A 20526-nucleotide genomic window follows, 5' to 3' on the forward strand; every position below is an offset into this window, starting at 1 on the left:
CCAGCATACCGAAACCTCACTGTCGCATGGGGCGTTATCTCTCGCATCCGCGGGGCATCATCCGGTCACGGTTCACTCGAGGAGGGACGCATCGATGGGCGAGAAGGTCGAGGCCAGCGGGTTCGCCCTGTCCGACCGCCAGCGATACCGGGACAAGCTCCAGCGGTGTCTCCAGGGGCTGCGGCGGCTGCTGGACGAGCAGCGCTTCGACCGCCCCCGCGACCTCATGGGGCTGGAGATCGAGCTGAACCTCGCGGACGCCGAGGGGATGCCCCGAATGATGAACACGGAGGTGCTGGAACGCATTGCGAGCCGGGATTTCCAGACGGAGCTGGGGCAGTTCAATCTCGAAGTGAATATCCTTCCGCACCGGCTGTCGGGCCGGGTGCTGGACCAGCTCGCCGAGGAGTTGCGCACCGGGCTGGCCTATGCCGACCGCAAAGCCGCGGAGGTCGACGCGCGCATCGTGATGATCGGCATTCTGCCGACGCTCACCGGGGACGACCTGGTCTCCGCGAACCTCACCGCCGCCGACCGCTACACCCTGCTGAACGACCAGATCATGACCGCCCGCGGTGAGGAGGTGGTCCTGGACATCGAGGGCGTGGAGCATCTGAGGTACGCCTCGTCCTCCATAGCCCCGGAGGCGGCCTGCACCTCCGTGCAGCTCCATCTGCAGGTGACGCCGGGCCGCTTCGCCGACGTGTGGAACGCCGCCCAGGCCGTCTCGGCCGTCCAGGTCGCCGTGGGCGCCAACTCGCCCTTCCTGTTCGGGCGCGAGCTGTGGCGCGAGTCCCGTCCCCCGCTCTTCCTCCAGGCCACCGACACCAGGCAGCCCGAGCTGGTCGCCCAGGGGGTGCGGCCGCGCACCTGGTTCGGCGAGCGGTGGATCTCCTCGGCGTACGAGCTGTTCGAGGAGAACAGCCGCTACTTCCCGCCGCTGCTGCCCGTCGTCGACGACGAGGACCCGCTGGAGGTCCTGGACGCCGGCGGTGTCCCCTCGCTGGCCGAGATGACCCTGCTCAACGGCACGATCTACCGCTGGAACCGGCCCGTGTACGGCGTCGCCGACGGGGTGCCGCACCTGCGCGTGGAGAACCGGGTGCTGCCCGCCGGCCCCACCGTCACCGACGTCCTGGCCAACACCGCCCTGTACTACGGCCTGGTGCGCGCGCTGGCGGACGACCCGCGCCCGGTGTGGAGCAGGATGCCGTTCCCCGCCGCCGCCGAGAACTTCGACGCCGCCTGCCGCCACGGCATGGACGCCCGGCTGTGGTGGCCCCGCCCCGGCCGCGGCGGCGAGCTGACGGCCGTGCCCGTGGACCGGCTGGTGCTGGAGGAACTGCTGCCGCTGGCCGCCCGGGGCCTGGACACCTGGGGCATCGAGCCCGGCGACCGGGACCGCTGCCTGTCGGTCATCGAGGAGCGCTGCCGCCGCCGGGTCAACGGCGCCTCCTGGCAGGCCGACACCTACCACCGGGCCCTGGAGGGCGGGCTGGACCGGGAGAAGGCGCTGGCGGCGACGGTGCGGCGCTACTGCGAGCTGGTGCGCACCGGGGAGCCGGTGCACGGCTGGCCGATCGGCCCGTAGCGCCCGCGGCCCCGCTCCGGCCCCGCCGCGCCCGTACGGGGGCCCGCCGCGGGAGGGCGGGAGCGGTGGGGCAAGCTGGGTCGTTCCACGCCCGTGGACGGTCCGAGGCCGTCCGGAGGACCGGGCGGGACGGACGGCCGAGCGGGAGGCGGAGTGCGAGCAGGCGTGCGTGACGAGGAACGCGAACCCGGGCGCGGGCGGGCGGGTGCCCCGGGGGCGGGAGGCGCGGGGGCGGAAGACGCGGCGACGCGGCGGCTCCTGGGCCGCGAGACCCTGCTCGTCCTGGCGCTGTCGCTGGGCGCCAGCGGCCTGTCGGCGCTCATCAGCTTCGTCGGATCGCTGACCAGACCCGGCGGGCTCAAGGACCAGGCGGCCCGGCTCAACGGCTCGTACGCCCCGGACCGCCCCTGGCTGGACCTGGCCTGGCAGGTGTTCGGGATCGCCACCGCCCTGGTGCCGGTCCTGCTCGTCGCCCACCTCCTGACGCGCGAGGGTCCCGGCCCGGGGCGCGGACCGGGCCTGGGCGGGATCGGCTTCGACCTGCGCCGCCCCTGGTCCGACCTGGGCCGGGGCACGGTGGTCGCGGCGGGCATCGGGGGCAGCGGGCTGCTGCTCTACCTGGGCGCGCGGGCGAGCGGGTTCAACCTCACGGTGGTGCCCGAGTCGCTGCCCGACGTGTGGTGGAAGATCCCGGTGCTCATCGCCTCGGCGGTCCAGAACTCCGTGCTGGAGGAGGTCATCGTCGTCGGCTACCTGCTGCGCCGGCTGGACCGGCTCGGCTGGAGCCCGGGGGCGTCGATGGCCGCCAGTTCGCTGCTGCGCGGGTCGTACCACCTCTACCAGGGGATCGGCGGATTCGTCGGCAACGTGGTGATGGGCGTGATCTTCGTGTGGCTGTACCGGCGGTGGGGGCGGGTCGGGCCGCTGGTCGCCGCGCACGCCCTGATCGACATCGTGGCGTTCGTCGGGTACGCGCTGCTGGCGGGCCGGGTGGGCTGGCTGCCCACGGGCTGACGGCCCGCCCCCGCCGGGCGGTGCGGTGGTGCGGGAGCGGGCTCACGGCCCGGTGAGCAGCTCCCCGTCGATGACGGTGACGGCGTTGCCGGTCAGCAGCGTGCGGCCGCCGCGCAGGGTGGTGCGCACCAGGCCGGAGCGGGCCGACGCCTGGAGGCCGGTGAGGGCGTCCCGGCCCAGGCGCCCCGACCACAGGGGCGCGAGCGCGGTGTGGGCGCTGCCGGTGACCGGGTCCTCGTCGATGCCGACGGCCGGGCCGAAGAAGCGCGACACGTAGTCGTAGGCCCCTCCCTCGTCCGCGGCCCGCGCGGTGACGATGACGCCCCGGTGGTCCAGCCGCGCCACGGCGGCCAGGTCGGGGGTCAGGGTGCGCACGGTCTTCTCGTCGGCCAGCTCGACCAGCAGGTCGCCGATGTTCGGGCCGGTGTCGTGGGCGGAGAGCACGTCGGCGCCCAGGGCCGCCCGGACGTCGTCGGTCCGGGGGACCTCGGTGAGCGGGGCGGTGGGGAAGTCCAGGGTGATCGAGCCGTCGGCGGCCGTCTCGGCGGTGAGGATGCCGCTGCGGGTGGCGAACCGGATGGTGCCGGTGGCCGCGCCGGTGGAGTGCAGGACGTGGGCGGTGGCGAGCGTGGCGTGGCCGCAGAGGTTGACCTCGGTGGCGGGCGTGAACCAGCGCAGCGCCCAGTCGGCCTCGGAGTCCTCGGGCAGCGGGCGGGCGTAGGCGGTCTCGGAGAGGTTGACCTCGGCGGCGAGTCTCTGGAGGCGGTCGTCACCGGGGAACGGTCCGGAGTCCAGGAGCACGACGGCGGCGGGGTTGCCCGCGAAGGGCCGGTCGGTGAAGGCGTCGACGATTCGAATCCTCATGATCGACAGCGTAGAAGGCCCGGACGGCACCGGCCACGGCCAATGGCGGTCGGGTGGCCCGGAAAGAACCTTGCCGACGACATGTTTCCGATATATCGTCGAAGCATCACGATGAATCGAAGAAGGGTCGACGTACGAGGACCCTCCACCGAACCCGGGAGAGAGGACGCCGACGATGCGTTCACACGGACACGGACACGAGTACGACCGCTCGGGCGGCCGGGGGCCGGGGCGCCGCGGCCCCGGTGAGGGAGTGCGCGCCGCCTTCGGTCCCTTCGGACCCCCCTTCGGCGCGGACGGCCCGTTCTTCGGCGGACGGGGACGGGGGCGCGGCGGGCCGCACGGCCGGGCCCGGCGCGGCGACGTGCGCGCCTCGATCCTCGCCCTGCTCACCGACCGGCCCATGCACGGCTACGAGATGATCCAGGAGATCGCCGAACGCAGCGGCGGGGCCTGGAAGCCCAGCCCCGGCTCCGTCTACCCGACCCTCCAGCTGCTGGAGGACGAGGGGCGGATCATCAGCGCCAGCGAGGGCGGCAAGAAGCTCTTCTCCCTCACCGAGGCCGGTCGCGCCGAGGCCGCCGAGGGGCCGCGGGCCCCCTGGGAGCAGTCCGGGCGTGGCATCGACTGGGAGGCGATGAACGAGGTGCGCAAGGCGGGCGCCGGGCTGATCGAGGCGTTCCGCCAGGTGTGGGCCACCGGCACGCCCGAGCAGCGCGAGAAGGCGCTCTCGGTCGTCAACGACGCGCGCAAGCGGCTCTACCTCATCCTCGCCGACGAGGACTGACGGCGGGGCCGGCCGCGAGCAGCGGTCGTGGGGAACGGCCGGACACGGCGTGCGGCGGGACGCGGCGCGCGGCGGTGCGGCGCCGCCGGCGCCGGGCCGCGCGCGCCTATCCTGGCCGACGCCCCGCGGCACGCCGGATCCGCCGTCACCGTACGGCGCGGCGGCGGACGGCCGGGGCCGTGCCCGTACCGCGTCCCCCAGGAGGCCACCGGATGGACCGAGACACCGCGGCGGTGAAGACGGCCAAGACGGCGACGGCGGCGGCGCCTCCGGTGGAGGAGGCCGCGGAGGCCGCGGGGGCCGGGCAGACCCCCGGGGCCGACGCGCGGCGCCGGCTCGCCCGTACGGACGTGGTGCTCGCCGACCCCCGGCTGGCCGGGGCCGCGCGGCGCCTGGGCCGAGCCCTGGTGAAGTCCGTGGTCGCCCGGACCCAGGAGCGCGCCCGGGCCGGCGAGATCCCGCCGGAGTCCGTCGCCGACGCGGCGGCCGAGGCGCTGCCGGAGACGGCCGGAGGGCTGCGGCCGGTGGTCAACGCCACCGGCGTACTGCTCCACACCAACCTCGGCCGGGCCCCGCTGTCGGCGGCGGCCGGGGAGGCGATGGCCGCCGCCTGCGGCCCCACCGACGTGGAACTCGACCTGGCCACCGGCGCCCGGTCCCGGCGCGGCGCCTCCGCCGTGGCCGCCCTGTGCGAGGCGGTGCCGCCCGCCGGAGCCGCCCACGTGGTCAACAACGGCGCCGCCGCCCTCGTCCTGGCCGCGACCGCGCTCGCCGCGGGGAAGGAGATCGTCGTCAGCCGGGGCGAGATGGTGGAGATCGGCGACGGCTTCCGCCTGCCCGACCTGCTGGTGTCCACCGGCGCCCGGCTGCGCGAGGTCGGCACCACCAACCGCACCCGCGCCGAGGACTACGCGGCGGCGATCGGCCCCGACACCGGCTTCGTGCTGAAGGTGCACCCGTCCAACTTCCGCATCACCGGCTTCACCCGCTCCGCCTCCGTCGCCGAACTGGCCCGGGTCTGCGGCCCCGGCGTCCCCGTCGTCGCCGACATCGGTTCCGGGCTGCTGCGCCCCGAGCCGGCACTGCCGGACGAACCGGACGCCGCCGGCTGGCTGCGCGCGGGCGCCTCCCTGGTCACGGCCAGCGGCGACAAACTCCTCGGCGGCCCGCAGTGCGGCCTGCTCCTGGGGCGGGCCGATCTCGTGCGGCGGCTCGCCCGCCATCCCCTGGCCCGCGCCCTGCGCGTGGACAAGCTGACGCTGGCCGCGCTGGAGGCCACGGTGCGCGGCCCCGCCACCCCCGTCCACGCCATGCTCCACGCCGATCCGGGGAGCCTGCGCACCCGCGCCCAGCGCCTCGCCGCCGAACTGCGCGGCGCGGACGTCGACGCCCGTGCCGTGGACAGCGAGGCGGCCGTCGGCGGGGGAGGGGCGCCCGGCGTCACCCTGCCCAGCGCGGCCGTGGCGCTGCCGGAGGAGTACGCCGCGCCCCTGCGGCTCGGCACGCCCGCCGTCCTGGGACGGGTGGAGGGCGGGCGGTGCCTGCTCGACCTGCGCACCGTCCCGCCGGAGCGGGACGAGGCCGTGGCCGAGGCCGTACGGCGGGCGGGCAGGGCCGCTGCGGACGGCAGGGACGACCGGGACGGCCGGGGTGGCAGGGACGACCGGGGAGAGGGGTGAGGGGGACGTGCACGTCATCGCCACCGCCGGCCACGTCGACCACGGCAAGTCCACCCTCGTCCGCGCCCTCACCGGCATGGAGCCCGACCGGTGGGAGGAGGAGCGCCGCCGCGGCCTCACCCTCGACCTGGGCTTCGCGTGGACGTCCCTGCCCGGCGCCGGGCGGGTCGCCTTCGTCGACGTCCCCGGCCACGAGAGGCTGGTCGGCAACATGCTGGCCGGAGTCGGCCCCGTGCCCGCCGTCCTGTTCGCCGTCGCCGCCGACCAGGGCTGGCAGCCGCAGTCCGAGGAGCACCTGGCCGTCCTGGACGCCCTGCGCGTGAGGCACGGCGTGCTCGCCGTCACCCGCGCCGACCTCGCCGACCCTGGCCCGGTGGGCGAGGACGCCCTCGCCAGGATCGCCGGGACCTCGCTGGGGAAGGTCGAGGCCGTGCCCGTCAGCGCCGTCGGCGGGGACGGGCTGGACGCGCTGCGCGCCGCCCTGGCCCGGCTGACCGACGCGCTGCCCGAGCCCGACCGGGACGCCGACGTACGGCTGTGGGTGGACCGCTCCTTCACCGTGCGCGGCCGCGGCACCGTGGTGACCGGCACGCTCGCGGCGGGCACGCTCCGCACCGGTGACCGGCTGGTGGCGGCCTCCGGCGGCCGGGCGGTCCGCGTACGCGGACTGCAGTCCCTCAAGGAGGACCGCGAGGAGGTGGGCGCGGTCGCCCGCGTCGCGGTCAACGTGCACGGCGCCGCGGCCGCCGGCCTGCGGCGCGGCGACGCCCTGCTCGCGCCGGACCGCTGGCTCACCACCGGTCTGCTGGACGTACGGCTGCACGGCGACGCGGCGGCGGACCTGCCCCGGCACCTGGTGCTGCACGCCGGCTCCGCCGCCGTCCCCGCCGCCGTACGGCCGCTGGGCGCGGACACCGCCCGCCTGACCCTGGAGCGCCCGCTGCCGCTGCGGGTGGGTGACGTGGCGCTGCTGCGCGACCCCGGGCGGCACCGGATCCCCGCCGGGATCACGGTGCTCGACGTCCGACCGCCCCGGCTGGAGCGGCGCGGTGCGGGGCGGGCCAGGGCCCGCGAGCTGGAGGAGGCGACCGGCACCGCGGACGGCGCGGCGGAGGTGCGCCGCCGCGGACTGGTGCGGCGCGCCGAGCTGCTGGCCATGGGCGTGCGGCCCCCGGCCGAGCCCGTCGCCGGGGACTGGCTCGCCGATCCCGGCCACTGGGCCGGGCTGCGGAGCGGGCTCGTCCGGGCCGTGGAGGAGCACGCGGCCCGGCACCCGATGGACCCCGGACTGCCCGCCGAGGCCGCCCGCCGCGCCCTCGGCCTGCCCGAGCTCGCCCTCGTCCGGGCCCTGGTGGACGCCGCCCCCCGGCCGCCCCTGGAACACCGCGACGGCCGGATCTACGGCAGCAGCACCCGCCCCGAACTGCCGCCCCGGGTGCGGAAGGCCGTCGAGGCGGTACGCGCCGAGCTGGGCACCGCGCCCTTCCGCGCCCCGGAGGCCCACCGGCTGGCCGAGCTCGGTCTCACCCCGAACGTGGTCGCCGCCGCCGTCGCCGCGGGCGCGCTGCTCAGGGTCGGCGACGGGATCGTGCTGCTGCCCGGCGCGGACACCAGGGCCGCCGGGCTGCTGGCCCGGCTGGAGCAGCCGTTCACCACCAGTGAGGCCCGCCGCGCCCTGGACACCACCCGCCGGGTCGTCATCCCCCTGCTCGAGCACCTGGACGCGCGCGGTCTGACGGTCCGTCTGGACAGCACCCGGCGGCGCTGCGAGCGCCCGGCCGGCTGACGGTGCGGCGGAACGGCGGCGGAACGCGCCGTACCGTCCCGCCGCACGCCCCGGACCACTACGCTCGCTGCGCGAGGAGTCAGTGCGGAGGAGCGCGGAGGAGCGCGGGGGAGTGCGGAGGAGGGGCCTTGCCGATGTCCGACCACCGGTCCGGCGACGGGACCAGCAGGAGGACGGGCCTGCGGGCACGGGGACTCATCAACGACGCGGACCCGCGCATCGAGGCGGTCGAGCGGCAACTGGGCCCGGAGCTGGTCGAGCCGGTCCCGCCGGAGCGGCTGCGCTACCTCGCGGCCCTGGCCGTTGCCGTGTGCGACGAGCACGGCGAGGGTGCCCGGCCCGGACGGCCCGGGCGGCCCGGACGGCCCGGGCGGCCGGGAGAGCGCGCGGAGCCCGCCCCCCGCCCGGAGAGGAGCCGCGCGTACCGCGCGGTCGTCGGCGCCCTCGCGGGGGTGGTCCTGGTGCTCCTGCTCCTCCTGTTCGCCTCGGTGGTCGCCGCGGTGGCCGCCGGGGCGCTCGCACTGTGGCGCGCCGTGCTCTGAGACCGGGGCCGTGCCGCGGTTGCCCCGAACGGATCAGGGAAGTGGCGGACCCGCCGGGCAGTGGCGAGGCTGGGGAGGGCCACCGCACCCCGGAGAGGTGATCCCCATGCCCCTGGCCCCGATCGACCGCCGCGACCTGGGACTGCTCGTCCTCAGGGCGGGCGCGGGCGGCGTCCTGTTCGCGCACGGCGCCCAGAAGCTCTTCGGCTGGTTCGGCGGGCACGGTCTGGAGGGCACCCGGGAGGCGATGGAGTACATGGGCTTCACGCCCGGCAGGGCGAGCGCGCTGGCCTCGGGGCTCGCCGAGGCGGGCGGCGGAGCGCTGCTGGCCCTGGGCCTGGCCACGCCGGCCGCGGGAGCCGCGGTCGCGGGCACCATGACCGGCGCGGTGTCGGTCCACGCCCCGGCCGGCTTCTTCGTCACCGAGGGCGGTTACGAGTACCCGGCCTTCCTCGGGTTCGTCGCCACCTGCATCAGCGTCGCCGGCCCGGGGCGCTACTCCCTGGACCACGCGCTGGGCCACCGCCTCAACCGCCCCTGGGCGATGGCCGCCGCCTTCGCGGCGAGCACCGCGGCCGCCGCCGTCGTCCTGCGCCGCCGGGCGGGCGCGCTCGGCAGCGGACCGGAACAGGCGACGCCCCCCGGCGCGGGCCCCGTTCCCGACTGACGGCGCCGGCCCCGCCGTACGGATCGTTCCCGGCGCGGCGGCGTACCGGCGCCCTTCCCGGGGGCCGGCCGACCGCTCGGTGGCGGGCGCCCGGTGACCAGCTCGCACGGGTCGTCGGACCCGGCCGGCGATGTCGCCGGCGGCGGGGAGGACGGTGCCGTCCATGCGGGTGTGCCGCGCCGGGGACGGGCGCCGGCCGGCGTGGCGGTGGCACCGCTCCGGCCGGGGTACGTCGCCGGGGCCGGTGCGCCCGCCGTGCGCCCGGAGTCCTTCCGGGGCGCGCCTCTCGTGGGCCGGACGGCGGGACGGACGGCGGGTCGAGTGGCGGAGGCGGATGGGAATCGAACCCACCTGCCCGAGATCCTCGGGCACCTCGGTTTTGAAGACCGGGAGGGCCACCAGGCACCCTTACGCCTCCACGCCGCCGGGACGCGTGCGTCCGGACGTGGATCATCCAAACCCGGCGGCTCGCCGGGAGTCAATCTCCTGCCCCGGTGTTTCGGCCGGTGATCATGGGGCAGCCGGTGCCGCGACGCCCGGCGCGGGCCGGTGAGAGGGGAACGCGATGCACACCCGGAGCGAGACGGGCGGCCGGCAGGGCGCCCCGGGCGCGGCGCCCGTACGGCTGACCCGGTACGCGCACGGTGGCGGCTGTGCCTGCAAGATCCCGCCCGGCGAGCTGGAGGAGGCCGTGGCCGGGCTGACGGGGGCCGTGCCCACGGCCGAGCCCGCGGGCGAGCTGCTGGTCGGGCTGGACACCGGCGACGACGCCGCCGCCGTGCGCCTGCCCGGACCGGGCGGCGGTCCCGCCGTGATCGCCACCGCCGACTTCTTCACGCCCGTGGTGGACGATCCCTACCACTGGGGGCGCATCGCCGCCGCCAACGCGCTGTCGGACGTGTACGCCATGGGCGGCCGGCCCCTGGTGGCCGTGAACCTGCTGGGCTGGCCGCGCGGGAAGCTGCCGTTCGAGCTGGCCCGGGAGGTGCTGCGCGGCGGGCTGGAGGTCGCCGGGCAGGCGGGCTGCCACGTCGGCGGCGGTCACAGCGTCGACGACGTGGAGCCCAAGTACGGCATGGCCGTCACCGGGGTCGCCGACCCGGACAGGCTGCTGCGCAACGACGCCGGACGGCCGGGGGTGCCGCTGTCGCTCACCAAGCCGCTGGGCCTGGGCGTGCTCAACAACCGGCACAAGGCCACGGGCGAGTTCTTCGAGCAGGCGGTGGAGACCATGGCGGCCCTCAACCGGGACGCCTCCGAGGCGGCCCTGGCGGCGGGCGCGCGCTGTGCCACGGACGTCACCGGCTTCGGGCTGCTGGGCCACCTGTACAAGATGGCGCGTGCGTCGGGGGTGACCGCCGTGGTGGACTCGGCCGCCGTGCCCTACCTGGAGGGCGCCCGGGAGGCGGTCCGCGACGGCTATGTCAGCGGCGGCACCCGCCGCAACCTCGACTGGGTCGCCCCGCACACCGACTTCGGGAGCGCGGACGAGCACACCCGGCTGCTGCTGGCCGACGCCCAGACCTCCGGCGGCCTGCTGGTGGCCGGGGAGGTCCCCGGCGCGCCCGTGGTCGGCGAACTGGTCGAGGCGGGGGAGCACGCCCTGGTGGTCCGCTGACGGACGCCGCGGCCCATCCGGCCGGCGCCGCGGCCGGGGCGGGGGCGCCGTCGCGCCCGCCGTCGCGCCCGCCGCCCCGAAGCCGCCGCGGGCGGCGATGAGCAGCCGGACGCCGGGAGGGGATCCCGGCGGCCCGCCCGGGAGGGCCGGAGGCGTCCGCCGGACCGGGGAGTGACGGCCCGTCACCCCGGTACGGGCGGGTCCGGGCGCGGGCGGCCCGGACGGCGCGGACGAGGCAGGCCGCCCGCGCCCCGTCACATCCCCGTGCCCGTGTCCCCGGTGATCCCCGCCCGCACCCGGTACTCGCGCACCAGCGCCAGGAGCTCCGGTCCGCGCGGCCGGCGTCCCGGCCGGATGTCGCACGCCAGGGCCTTGGTCTCCTGGATGTGCACGTTGGGGTCCAGGGAGAGGTGGAGCAGTTCGTTCGCGGAGTCCCCGCGCGAGTAGCCGTTGGAGCCCCAGTGGTAGGGGAGCCCGATCTGGTGCAGGCTCCGGCCCTGCACCGTGATCGGCGACATCCGGTCGGTCACCATCACCCGGGCCTCGATCGCGGCACGGGCGCTGACCACCGTGGCCCAGCCCATGTGCTCCAGCCCCCGCTCCGCGGCCAGCTCCGGCGACACCTCGCAGAAGAACTCCGGCTGGAGCTCGGACAGGTACGGCTGCCACCGGGACATGCCGCCCGCGGTGTGGTGCTCGGTGAGCCGGTAGGTGGTCGCCACGTACGGGAAGACCTCCGACCCCGGCTCCGCGCCGCTGGGCTGGTACCGGTTGGCCGGATGCGGCCTCCCCAGGAACCGGACGGGGTTGCGCTGCCGGCGGTAGAGCGGGTTGGTGAACGGCGACTCCTGGGGCTCGTAGTGCGTCGGCAGCGGCCCGTCGAGCAGCCCGGTGGGCACGTACAGCCACGCCTTGCCGTCGGCCTGCATGACGAAGGCGTCGGTGCCCGACAGCGCCTCGGAGCCCGTGGCGCCCTCGTCCGGCACGTGGTCCGGGCGCCGCTCCTCGGGGAAGTCCGGGACGTCGTGGCCGGTCCACCGCCCCTGCTCCTCGTCCCACCACACCAGGGCCTTGCGCTCGCTCCACGGCCTGCCCCCGGGGTCCGCCGAGGCCCGGTTGTACAGGATCCGGCGGTTGGCGGGCCAGGCCCAGCCCCACTCGGGGGCGACCCAGTTCTGCTGCCTCCCCGGTTTGCGGCGCGCCGCCTGGTTGACGCCGTCGGCGTAGACGCCGCAGTAGATCCAGCAGCCGCACGCCGTCGAGCCGTCGTCCCTGAGCTGGGTGTAGGCGGACAGCGGCCGGCCCTCGGCGTCGAAGCCGTTGATCTCGGCGAGGACGGCCTCGGCCTCCGGCTCGGCGGTCTCGCCGTGGACCGGGTAGTCCCACGTCAGGTCGAGGACCGGGCGGTCCCGCTCGTCGGTGGAGCCGGCCAGCTTCTCCCGGACGATCCGCCCGAGGTGGTACATGAACCACAGGTCGCTGCGCGCGTCCCCGGGCGGCTCCACCGCCTTGTGGCGCCACTGGAGCATGCGCTGGGTGTTGGTGAAGCTGCCGTCCTTCTCGGTGTGCGAGGCCGCCGGCAGGAAGAACACCTCGGTGCCGATCTCCTCGGTGCGCAGCTCGCCCGTCTCGATCTCCGGGCCGTCCTTCCACCAGGTGGCGCTCTCGATCAGCGACAGGTCGCGGACCACCAGCCAGTCGAGGTTGGCCATGCCCAGACGCTGCATCCGGCCGTTGGCCGAGCCGACCGAGGGGTTCTCGCCCATCAGGAAGTAGCCCTTGCAGACGCCCTCCATCTGCTCCCGCACGGTCTCGTAGGTGCTGTGCGTGCCGGTCAGGCGCGGCAGGTAGTCGAAGCAGAAGTCGTTGTCCTCCGTCGCGGCCGGTCCCCAGTACGCCTTGAGCAGGCTCACCAGGTAGGCGCGCATGTGGCCCCAGTAGCCCCTCTTGCCGGACTCGGCGTCGACGAAGGTGTCGAGGTCCGAGCCGGTGTGGGCGTGCGGCATGGGGATGTAGCCGGGCAGCAGGTTGAACAGCGTCGGGATGTCGGTCGAGCCCTGGATCGAGGCGTGCCCGCGCAGGGCGAGGATGCCGCCGCCCGGGCGTCCCATGTTGCCCAGCAGGGTCTGCAGGATCGCCGCGGTCCGGATGTACTGCACGCCGACCGTGTGCTGGGTCCAGCCGACGGCGTAGGCGATCGCCGTGGTGCGGTCCCGGCCCGAGTTGTCGGTGATCAGCTCGCAGACCCGCTCGAACAGGTCGCGCGGCACCCCGCAGACCTCCTCCACCAGTTCGGGCGTGTACCGGGCGAAGTGCCGCTTGAGCACCTGGAAGACGCACCGCGGGTCGCCGAGCGTGTCGTCCCGCCGCGGACTGCCCTCGCCGATGCCGGCGCCGCCGGATCCGTGGGACTCGCCGCGGGCCTCCCGGAAGATCTCGCCGGACTCCTCCTCCGACCCCCCGCCGCGCGGCCCCTCCCCGCCCCGGGGGTAGCTCTGCTCCCGGTGCCCCGAGGCCGCCTGGGCCTGCGTCCCCTCGTACTGCCAGCTGCTCGCGTCGTACGTGCGCCGCTCCTCGTCCAGTCCGGAGAAGACGCCGTCGAGGTCCTCGGTGTCGCGGAAGTCCTCACGCAGGATCACCGGCGCGTTGGTGTACGCCACCAGGTAGTCGCGGAAGTACTTCTCCTCGCTCAGGACGTGGTTGACGATCGCGCCGAGGAACGCGATGTCACTGCCCGCGCGCAGCGGCACGTGGACGTCGGCCAGTGCGCTGGTGCGGGTGAACCGCGGGTCGACGTGGATCACCTTCGCGCCCCGCGCCTTGGCCTCCATCACCCACTGGAACCCGACCGGATGGCACTCGGCCATGTTCGATCCCTGGATGACGATGCAGTCCGAGTTCTGCAGGTCCTGCTGGAAGGTGGTCGCGCCGCCGCGGCCGAAGGAGGTCCCCAGACTGGGGACCGTGGAGGAGTGTCAAATACGGGCCTGGTTCTCGATCTGCACGGCGCCCAGCGCCGTGAACAGCTTCTTGATCAGGTAGTTCTCCTCGTTGTCGAGCGTGGCGCCGCCCAGGCTCGCGAAGCCCATGGTGCGCCGCACCCGCCTCCCGCCGTACTCCTCCTGCCATCCGGACCGGCGCGCCGCGATCACCCGGTCGGCGATCATGTCCATCGCCGTGTCCAGGTCCAGCCGCTCCCAGTCGGTGGCGTACGGCCGCCGGTGGAGCACGTGGCGGGCGCGGGCCGAGCCGGTGGTCAGCTGGAGGCTGGCCGCCCCCTTGGGGCACAGCCGCCCGCGGGAGACCGGGGAGTCGGGGTCGCCCTCGATCTGGGTGACCCTCCCGTCCTCGACGTAGACGTTCTGGCCGCAGCCGACCGCGCAGTACGGGCAGACCGACCTCACCACCTTCTCGGCGGTGCGCACCCGCGGCGTCAGCCGCGCGGTGTGCCCGCTCTCGGCGGCGGCGCCGCGGCCCAACGGGTCGTCACCGGTGAGCTGCCGGTAGACCGGCCAGGATTCGATCCAGGTTCGGATGCCCACGTTCGCCGTCCCTCGCTGTTCCTCGGCTCGTCCTGCGCTGTCCCGCACGGGCCCGCGCAGTCCCGCGCCGTCCCGTCCCGTTCTTTCCTACGCCTCGTCCCGCGCCGCCGCGCCGCGCCGGGCGGCCCGGCGCATCTGCTCGTCCGACAGGGCCCGCCGCCGCAGCCAGCGGTGGACCGACTCCCGGGCGCCGGGATCGGCGGACCCGGCGTGCGCCAGCTCCTGCACACCGCCGCTCCGCGGCACTCCGGGGCGACGCGTCTGCTCCGCGGTCACCGGGTCGCCGCCGTCGGCGGGCAGACCGGTCGCGATCATGTAGGCCTGCCCCGGGGAGACGCCCAGCCGCTCGCCCGCGGCGCCGTAGTCCAGGCCGGACTCCAGCAGCCGCAGCACCTGCTCGCGCGTGGGCACCGCACCGACCTCCCTCCTCACCGGTCCCGTCATCGGTCCCGTCATCGGTCCCGTCATCGGTCCCGTCATCGGTCCCGTCACCGGCTCCCCGGGGTACCCCGGTCCTCCCCGGCCAAACGACCGGCCTCCCCGTGTCCCCCGTGCGGCGGCTCCTGACCGCGCCGTGCCCGGGCCCTCGCCCGCAACCGGTCGCGCTGCGGCACGACCGTGTACTTCGGGTCCTCCGCGGAGGCCACGCCCGCCCGGAAGACGCCGAACCGCAGGGCCGCCGAACCGGCCAGCAGGGCCGCCCCCGACAGCGCCGCGGCCGTCCGGCTGCGGTGCGCGGCCAGCAGGCCCGCGGCGGCGCCGGCCGTGGTGAGGACCTTGGAGGCGCGCATCAGGGCACCGGCCCCGCCCCGCTCCAGCGGCTCGGCGGCCAGACCCATGCGGCGGGTCATCACCGCGGTGGCGCCCAGTTCGAGCGCGGCCCCGAGGACGGCGGCGCGCCGCGCCGGACCGGCCTGCTCCACGGGAGTGGCGAGCATGCCCAGCCCGGCGGCCGCGGCGGTCCCCGAACCGGTGAAGACGAACGGCAGTTCGCGGTAGCCCTCGTGCCAGGACGGCACGGCCGTGTCGGCGATCAGCACGGCCGTGTAGGAGGCGACGGCCGGACCGAGCAGCGCCGCGCCGGCCGTGGCCGCCGCGCCGGTGCGCCGGAACCACCCGGTCACCTCGGTCGCGGCGGCCACGCCGGCCAGCGGGCCGTAGCCGGCCAGGATCCAGGAGCCCACGCTCATGGGCGAGGTGGGCTTGGCGACCCGCAGCATGTTGTAGAAGCGCTCCGGACGGCCCAGGTCGTGGATGAGCGCCACCGTGGACGCGGAGATGGCCCCCAGCGCCCCGATCTTCGCCGATCGCGCCAGGGAGCGGCGCCCGGTGGCGTGCGCCCCGGCGGCCAGCAGCGAGGAGCCGCCGGCCAGACCGCCCAGGAAGAGGTAGCCCGCGATGTCGAGGGCCTTCCAGGTGGGCCGGTTGAGGATCGGCATGCCGTAGTACGAGGTGAACTCGGCCTCGGGCACCACCGGTCGCTCCCCGCGCCGGCGCCTGCGGCGGTGCCGGCCGCCGCCCTGGCCGGTCGCGGCCGTCCTGCCGGGGCGCCCGCCGTCGGGCCCCGCGCCGCCGGACCCGTCCGGCCCGGCCGGCCCGTCCGGTCCCGGCCCGGTCGGCTCGTCGGCGCTCACCGGCGCCTCCCGGCGAAGCAGGCGGCCACGCCGGCGGCCATCGCCGCCGCCGCCACCGCCGCGTGCCGCCACATCGACGGCAGGTCACGGGTGGTCACCACCGGGTCGGGCGGCAGGCCGTAGGTCTCCGGCTCGTCGAGCAGCAGGAAGAAGGCGCCGTCGCCGCCGACGCCGTCGGCGGGGTCCTCGCCGTACAGCCGGGCGTCGGGCACGCCGGCGGCGTGCAGTTGGGCCACCCGGGCGGCGGCCCGCTCCCGCAGTTCGTCCAGCGGCCCGAACTGGATGGAGTCGGTGGGGCACGCCTTGGCGCAGGCCGGTTCCATGCCCTCGCCCAGCCGGTCGTAGCACAGGGTGCACTTCCAGGCGCGGCCGTCCTCCTTGCGCTGGTCGATCACGCCGTAGGGGCAGGCGGGCACGCAGTAGCCGCAGCCGTTGCAGACGTCCTCCTGGACGACGACGGTGCCGAACTCGGTGCGGAACAGCGAGCCGGTGGGGCACACGTCCAGGCAGGCCGCGTGGGTGCAGTGCTTGCACACGTCCGAGGCCATCAGCCAGCGCAGTTCGGTGCGTCCGTCCGGGGCGAGGGGGGAGATCTCCCCGGCGGGGGCGCCCGTTCCGGCCCCTCCCGGGGCGTCCGGCGCGGGGGCGGTGGCGCCCAGCCGCCCGGCGGCGGCGAAGGCGTCGAAGGCTCCCATGTCGCCCGCGTCGCCGGTGTCGCCCGCGGAGCCGTGGGCCACGCCCGGCTCCTGGCTCCCCAGGGGCTTGCGCTGCTCGATGAAGGCGACGTGCCGCCAGGTGGAGGCGCTCAGCCCCTGGGAGTTGTCGTAGGACATGCCCGTCAGCTCCAGGCCGTCCTCCGGCACGGCGTTCCACTCCTTGCACGCCACCTCGCACGCCTTGCAGCCGATGCAGACCGAGGTGTCGGTGAAGAAGCCCATGCGGGGCGGGTGGTCGCGGTGCCCGGCGGCGCCGGCCACGTCGGGCTGCACGCCGTGGAGCAGGCCTCCCGCGGTGGACGGCCCGGTGTCCCCGCTCTGTGCGGCGGTGTCGGTCATGGAGCCCGTTCTCCCTTCCGGTGCACCCGTCGGCGGATGTGCTGTCCACGGGTCCCCGGTACGCCGCCGGGCGAAACGGGGCCGTTCGTTCCTCCGCCTGAGGAAGGAGGCGACGCGCCGCGCCCCCCGACCTCGGGGGGATGCGCGAATGGGCCCCGGCGCGGATGCCCGGGAACCGGCGGGGTGATGGGGTGGGGAACGTGCGCAACCGTACGTCTTGCCCCGAACGGACCGGCCGGCGACCGGAGGTCTGCGACGCGTTCGGCCCGGAGCTGGCCGCGGCGCTGTCGAGCGCGCGCCGCCGCGCCGGGCGGGACGGCGACCGGCACGTCGACACCGCCCACCTGCTGCACGGCCTGGTCGAGTCCGATCCGGCCGTGCGCGCCGCCCTCGGCGGCACGGCACGCCTGACGCGGATCCTCGGCTACCTCGCGCAGCGCAGCATCGGATACGGGCTGCGCTGGCAGCGGGCCGTGGAGGGCGCCGCCGGAGAGGCGGCGGCCCCGGCCGCCGTCCGAGGCGGTACGTCCGGCTGGTCCCCGGCCGCGGTGGCGGCCCTGGAGGGCGCGCTGCGGCGGGCGCGGGCACGGGGCGGCGCACGGGCGGAGGGCACGGACCTGCTGGACGCGCTGCTCGCCGACCCGCGCTGCCGGGCCGTGGAGGTGCTGCGCCGCGCGGGAGCGATCCCCCGGGAGCCGGCCGCCCGGGCCGCCGAGGACGCCTCCCGGCGGGCCTGTCAGGGACGCAGCCGCTGACACTCCTGTCGGGTGCTGCCATGATGGGCCGGTGCATGCCCCGACATCTCCGTCCGCCCCTTCCGCCCCCTCGGGTTCCGCTTCCTCGAGGACGAGCGCCGGACTCACCCTCGCCCTCGTCTCCGCCGTCGCCTTCGGCGGCTCCGGGCCCGCGGCGAAGCCACTGATCAACGCCGGGCTCGACCCGCTGCACGTCACCTGGCTCAGGGTCGCGGGCGCCGCCGTCGTCCTGCTGCCGCTGGCCTGGCGCCACCGCGGTCTGCTGCGCCGGCACCCGGCGCTGCTGGCCGGGTTCGGGCTGCTGGCCGTCGCGGGTGTCCAGGCGTGCTACTTCGCGGCGATCTCCCGCATTCCGGTCGGGGTCGCGCTGCTGGTGGAGTACCTCGCGCCCGCGCTGGTGCTGGGCTGGGTGCGCTTCGTCCAGCGGCGGCCGGTGAGCCGGGCGGCGGGCGTGGGGGTGGTGCTGGCCGTCGGCGGACTGGCGTGCGTGGTGGAGATCTGGGCCGGGCTCGGCTTCGACGCCTGGGGGCTGCTGCTGGCGCTGGGCGCCGCCTGCTGCCAGGTCGGCTACTTCGTCCTCTCCGACCACGGGACCGGCGACGCCGAGGGGGCGCGGGCGCCCGATCCGCTGGGCGTCATCGCCTACGGACTGCTGATCGGCGCGCTGGTGCTCACCGCCGTCGCCCGCCCGTGGGAGATGGAGTGGTCGGTGCTGGGCGGGCGGGCCGAGCTGGCCGGTGCCGGCGGCGCCCAGGTGCCCGCGGCCGTACTGCTGGGCTGGATCGTGCTGGTGGCGACCGTGGCCGCCTATCTGACCGGGGTGATAGCGGTGCGCAGGCTCTCGCCGCAGGTGGCGGGGGTGGTGGCCTGTCTGGAGGCGGTGGTGGCCACCGTGCTGGCCTGGGTGCTGCTGGACGAGCGGCTGTCGGCGGTCCAGGTGTTCGGCGGCGCCGTGGTGCTGGCGGGCGCGTTCATCGCGCAGCGCGCCGCTCCCGCGGCCCCGCCCGCCGGGCCGGTGGCCGGCGGCGGCACGGGCGGGACCGTGCGTGCCGCCGGCGAGACCGCGGACGGAGAGGGACGCGGAGGGGGGCGGTTGTCCGCGGACGCGCCCGCCTCGTAGGGTACGAGCATGCATTCGACCGTGCTGCCCCCGCCCGCCGCGTAGGGCGGGCCGCCGAGGAGGACCGCGCCGGGGCGTCATCGCCGCCGCGCAGGCCAACGCTGCCCGCGTACGGGACCACACGACCACTTCCCGACGTACGCGGAGAACTCACACGTGTCGAAATCCACTTCCACCCTGTCCACCGCCGCGACCACTGGCGGAATCGATGATTCCGCGGGTGGCGCCGCACCCGCCGACGGACTGTCCGTCGGACGCGGGCTGCTCTATCTGATCGTCGCCGGGGTCGCCTGGGGCACCGCCGGAGCCGCGGCCGCCCTGCTGTACCGCGCCAGCGACCTGGGGCCGATCGCCCTGTCCTTCTGGCGCTACGTCGGCGGGATCGCCCTGCTGCTGGCGTTCCTCCCGCTGCGCCGTACCGCCGGTGCGGGCCGTGCCGCCGCCTCCGCCGCGCCCGAGCCGAGGCGCCGCCGGGTGGGGCGGATCGTCGCCACCGGGCTGGGCCTGACGCTCTTCCAGACCGCCTACTTCGCGGCGGTCCAGGCCACCGGGCTCGCCGTCGGCACGGTCGTCACCCTCGGCGCCGGACCCGTGCTGATCGCGCTCGGGGCCCGGCTGACGATGGGCGAGCGGCTGGGCCGCGGCGGCCTGGCGGCCGTGATCGGCGCGCTGGCCGGCCTGACGGTGCTGTGCCTGGGCGGCGACGGGACGACGGTGCGGCCGCTGGGCGTCGGCCTGGCGCTGCTGTCCGCCTCCGGCTACGCCGCCATCACCCTGCTGACCCGGTGGATGGGCCGCGACGGCGGAGGCGGCGACCCGTACTCCACCACCACCTGGGCGTTCGGCATCGGCGCGGTGTGCCTGCTGCCGCTGGGGCTCGCCGAGGGGCTGCTGCCGCACACCACCGAGGACCCGCTGAGGGTGCTGGTCCTGCTGGCGTACACGGCCGCGGTGCCGACGGCGCTGGCGTACGCGCTGTACTTCGCGGGGGCGGCGGTCGTGCGGTCGGCCACCGCCTCGGTGATCATGCTCATCGAGCCGGTGAGCGCGGCCGTGATCGCCGTCGTCCTGCTGGGCGAGCGGCTCACCGCGGCGACCGTCGTGGGCACCGCGCACTCGGCGCGTGCCGCCCGTCAGAGCGCGGCGAGCGCGGTGAGGTAGCCGGGCACGGCGGCGCCCGGAGCCAGGTCCTCGGCCGGCACGGGAGCGCCGTAGACCCGCCGCACCGGCACCACGCCGCTCCAGTGGGGCAGGGAGAGGTCCTCCGGCTCGTCGTTCGGGCCGCCGGTGCGGACCTTCGCCGAGACCTCCTCCAGGTCCAGGGCGACGACGGCGGTGGCGGCCAGCTCCCGTTCGTCGGCCGGACGCGAGTCGGCCGAGCGCCCGGGGACCGCCTGGTCGACGATGGCGTCGAGCGCGGCGGCCCGCTCGGCCGGGTCGGTCACCCGGTGCGCGGTGCCGTGCACCACCACCGAGCGGTAGTTGACCGAGTGGTGGAAGGCGGAGCGGGCCAGCACCAGGCCGTCCAGGTGCGTCACCGTCAGGCAGACGGGCAGCCCCGGGTCGGAGGCGCCCGCCGCCCGGAGCGGCCGGGAGCCGGTGGAGCCGTGGACGTACAGCCGCTCGCCGACCCGGGCGTAGAGCGTCGGCAGGACGACCGGCGCGCCGTCGCGGACGAAGCCGAGGTGGCACAGGTACCCGTCGTCGAGGATCGCGTGCACCAGTTCGCGGTCGTACGCCGCGCGCTTGCGGCCCCGGGTCGGAACGGTGCGCTCGGTGGGGGTGTACGCGCTCCCGGGGGCGGTGGCGGACATGGCGGTCAACTCCCTCTCGTCTGCGGCGGGACGGCTCCGCCGACTTGCTCCCTGTATT

At 76.2% G+C, this 20526-nt stretch carries 17 protein-coding genes and 1 tRNA gene; 11 read left to right on the forward strand and 7 right to left on the reverse strand.

Annotated elements, in window-relative coordinates; genetic code table 11:
* Positions 1-94: 94 nt before the first annotated feature.
* Positions 95-1591: a glutamate--cysteine ligase gene (locus QC029_RS23890; protein ID WP_279557831.1), complete on the forward strand. Its 1497-nt coding sequence runs from the start codon at positions 95-97 to the stop codon at positions 1589-1591.
* 258 nt (positions 1592-1849) lie between these two features.
* The gene (locus QC029_RS23895; RefSeq protein WP_279557854.1) at positions 1850-2605 is read left to right on the forward strand and encodes a CPBP family intramembrane glutamic endopeptidase; all 756 of its coding nucleotides are present in this window, start codon (positions 1850-1852) and stop codon (positions 2603-2605) included.
* Positions 2606-2647: 42 nt separating this feature from the next.
* On the opposite strand, the gene QC029_RS23900 is transcribed toward QC029_RS23895, so the two are convergent.
* Positions 2648-3469 (reverse strand): PhzF family phenazine biosynthesis protein, encoded by an 822-nt coding sequence (locus QC029_RS23900; RefSeq protein WP_279557832.1) that lies wholly within the window; start codon positions 3467-3469, stop codon positions 2648-2650.
* Between the two features lie 175 nt (positions 3470-3644).
* Between QC029_RS23900 and QC029_RS23905 the strand changes: the two genes are divergently transcribed.
* The 5 genes from QC029_RS23905 to QC029_RS23925 all read left to right on the forward strand — a co-directional run bounded on the left by QC029_RS23905 (position 3645) and on the right by QC029_RS23925 (position 8930).
* A complete protein-coding gene (locus tag QC029_RS23905; RefSeq protein ID WP_279557833.1) occupies positions 3645-4256 on the forward strand; it encodes a PadR family transcriptional regulator in 612 nt (203 codons plus the stop codon).
* Positions 4257-4468: 212 nt separating this feature from the next.
* Positions 4469-5935 carry an L-seryl-tRNA(Sec) selenium transferase gene (gene selA / locus QC029_RS23910; protein ID WP_279557834.1) on the forward strand — a complete coding sequence of 489 codons (1467 nt, stop codon included), beginning with the start codon at positions 4469-4471 and terminating at the stop codon, positions 5933-5935.
* 7 nt (positions 5936-5942) lie between these two features.
* Positions 5943-7721, forward strand: coding sequence for a SelB C-terminal domain-containing protein (locus QC029_RS23915; RefSeq protein WP_279557855.1), 1779 nt, complete (start codon positions 5943-5945; stop codon positions 7719-7721).
* Positions 7722-7855: 134 nt separating this feature from the next.
* Positions 7856-8263 carry a hypothetical protein gene (locus QC029_RS23920; protein ID WP_279557835.1) on the forward strand — a complete coding sequence of 136 codons (408 nt, stop codon included), beginning with the start codon at positions 7856-7858 and terminating at the stop codon, positions 8261-8263.
* 112 nt (positions 8264-8375) lie between these two features.
* Positions 8376-8930, forward strand: a complete 555-nt coding sequence (locus QC029_RS23925) for a DoxX family protein (RefSeq protein ID WP_279557856.1) — start codon at positions 8376-8378, stop codon at positions 8928-8930.
* Between the two features lie 322 nt (positions 8931-9252).
* On the opposite strand, the gene QC029_RS23930 is transcribed toward QC029_RS23925, so the two are convergent.
* A tRNA-Sec gene (locus tag QC029_RS23930) sits at positions 9253-9348 on the reverse strand.
* A gap of 147 nt (positions 9349-9495) precedes the next feature.
* On the opposite strand from QC029_RS23930, the gene selD reads away from it, so the two are divergent.
* A complete protein-coding gene (selD, locus tag QC029_RS23935; protein ID WP_279557836.1) occupies positions 9496-10548 on the forward strand; it encodes a selenide, water dikinase SelD in 1053 nt (350 codons plus the stop codon).
* Positions 10549-10802: 254 nt separating this feature from the next.
* Here selD and fdh read toward each other — a convergent pair whose 3' ends face one another.
* From fdh to QC029_RS23955, 4 genes are all read right to left on the reverse strand, one after another.
* Entirely contained in the window at positions 10803-14090 is a 3288-nt protein-coding gene (gene fdh / locus QC029_RS23940; RefSeq protein WP_279557837.1) for a formate dehydrogenase, read from the reverse strand.
* A gap of 87 nt (positions 14091-14177) precedes the next feature.
* Complete coding sequence (locus QC029_RS23945; protein WP_279557838.1) at positions 14178-14501, reverse strand: hypothetical protein; 324 nt, start codon at positions 14499-14501, stop codon at positions 14178-14180.
* A 77-nt stretch (positions 14502-14578) separates the two neighbouring features.
* Positions 14579-15724 (reverse strand): NrfD/PsrC family molybdoenzyme membrane anchor subunit, encoded by a 1146-nt coding sequence (gene nrfD, locus QC029_RS23950; RefSeq protein WP_279557839.1) that lies wholly within the window; start codon positions 15722-15724, stop codon positions 14579-14581.
* A complete protein-coding gene (locus tag QC029_RS23955) occupies positions 15721-16779 on the reverse strand; it encodes a 4Fe-4S dicluster domain-containing protein (protein ID WP_279557840.1) in 1059 nt (352 codons plus the stop codon). The genes nrfD and QC029_RS23955 overlap by 4 nt, the downstream gene beginning before the upstream one ends.
* A gap of 200 nt (positions 16780-16979) precedes the next feature.
* Between QC029_RS23955 and QC029_RS23960 the strand changes: the two genes are divergently transcribed.
* The 3 genes from QC029_RS23960 to QC029_RS23970 all read left to right on the forward strand — a co-directional run bounded on the left by QC029_RS23960 (position 16980) and on the right by QC029_RS23970 (position 19815).
* The gene (locus QC029_RS23960) at positions 16980-17534 is read left to right on the forward strand and encodes a Clp protease N-terminal domain-containing protein (protein ID WP_279557841.1); all 555 of its coding nucleotides are present in this window, start codon (positions 16980-16982) and stop codon (positions 17532-17534) included.
* A gap of 31 nt (positions 17535-17565) precedes the next feature.
* Positions 17566-18654 carry an EamA family transporter gene (locus tag QC029_RS23965; protein ID WP_279557842.1) on the forward strand — a complete coding sequence of 363 codons (1089 nt, stop codon included), beginning with the start codon at positions 17566-17568 and terminating at the stop codon, positions 18652-18654.
* A 204-nt stretch (positions 18655-18858) separates the two neighbouring features.
* Positions 18859-19815, forward strand: a complete 957-nt coding sequence (locus QC029_RS23970; protein WP_279557857.1) for an EamA family transporter — start codon at positions 18859-18861, stop codon at positions 19813-19815.
* Here QC029_RS23970 and QC029_RS23975 read toward each other — a convergent pair.
* Positions 19788-20468, reverse strand: coding sequence for a pyridoxamine 5'-phosphate oxidase family protein (locus tag QC029_RS23975; protein WP_279557843.1), 681 nt, complete (start codon positions 20466-20468; stop codon positions 19788-19790). The genes QC029_RS23970 and QC029_RS23975 overlap by 28 nt on opposite strands.
* Between the last annotated feature and the right edge of the window lie 58 nt (positions 20469-20526).

Origin of the sequence: Streptomyces sp. DH37 (assembly GCF_029813835.1) — a bacterium.
Lineage (GTDB): Bacteria > Actinomycetota > Actinomycetes > Streptomycetales > Streptomycetaceae > Streptomyces.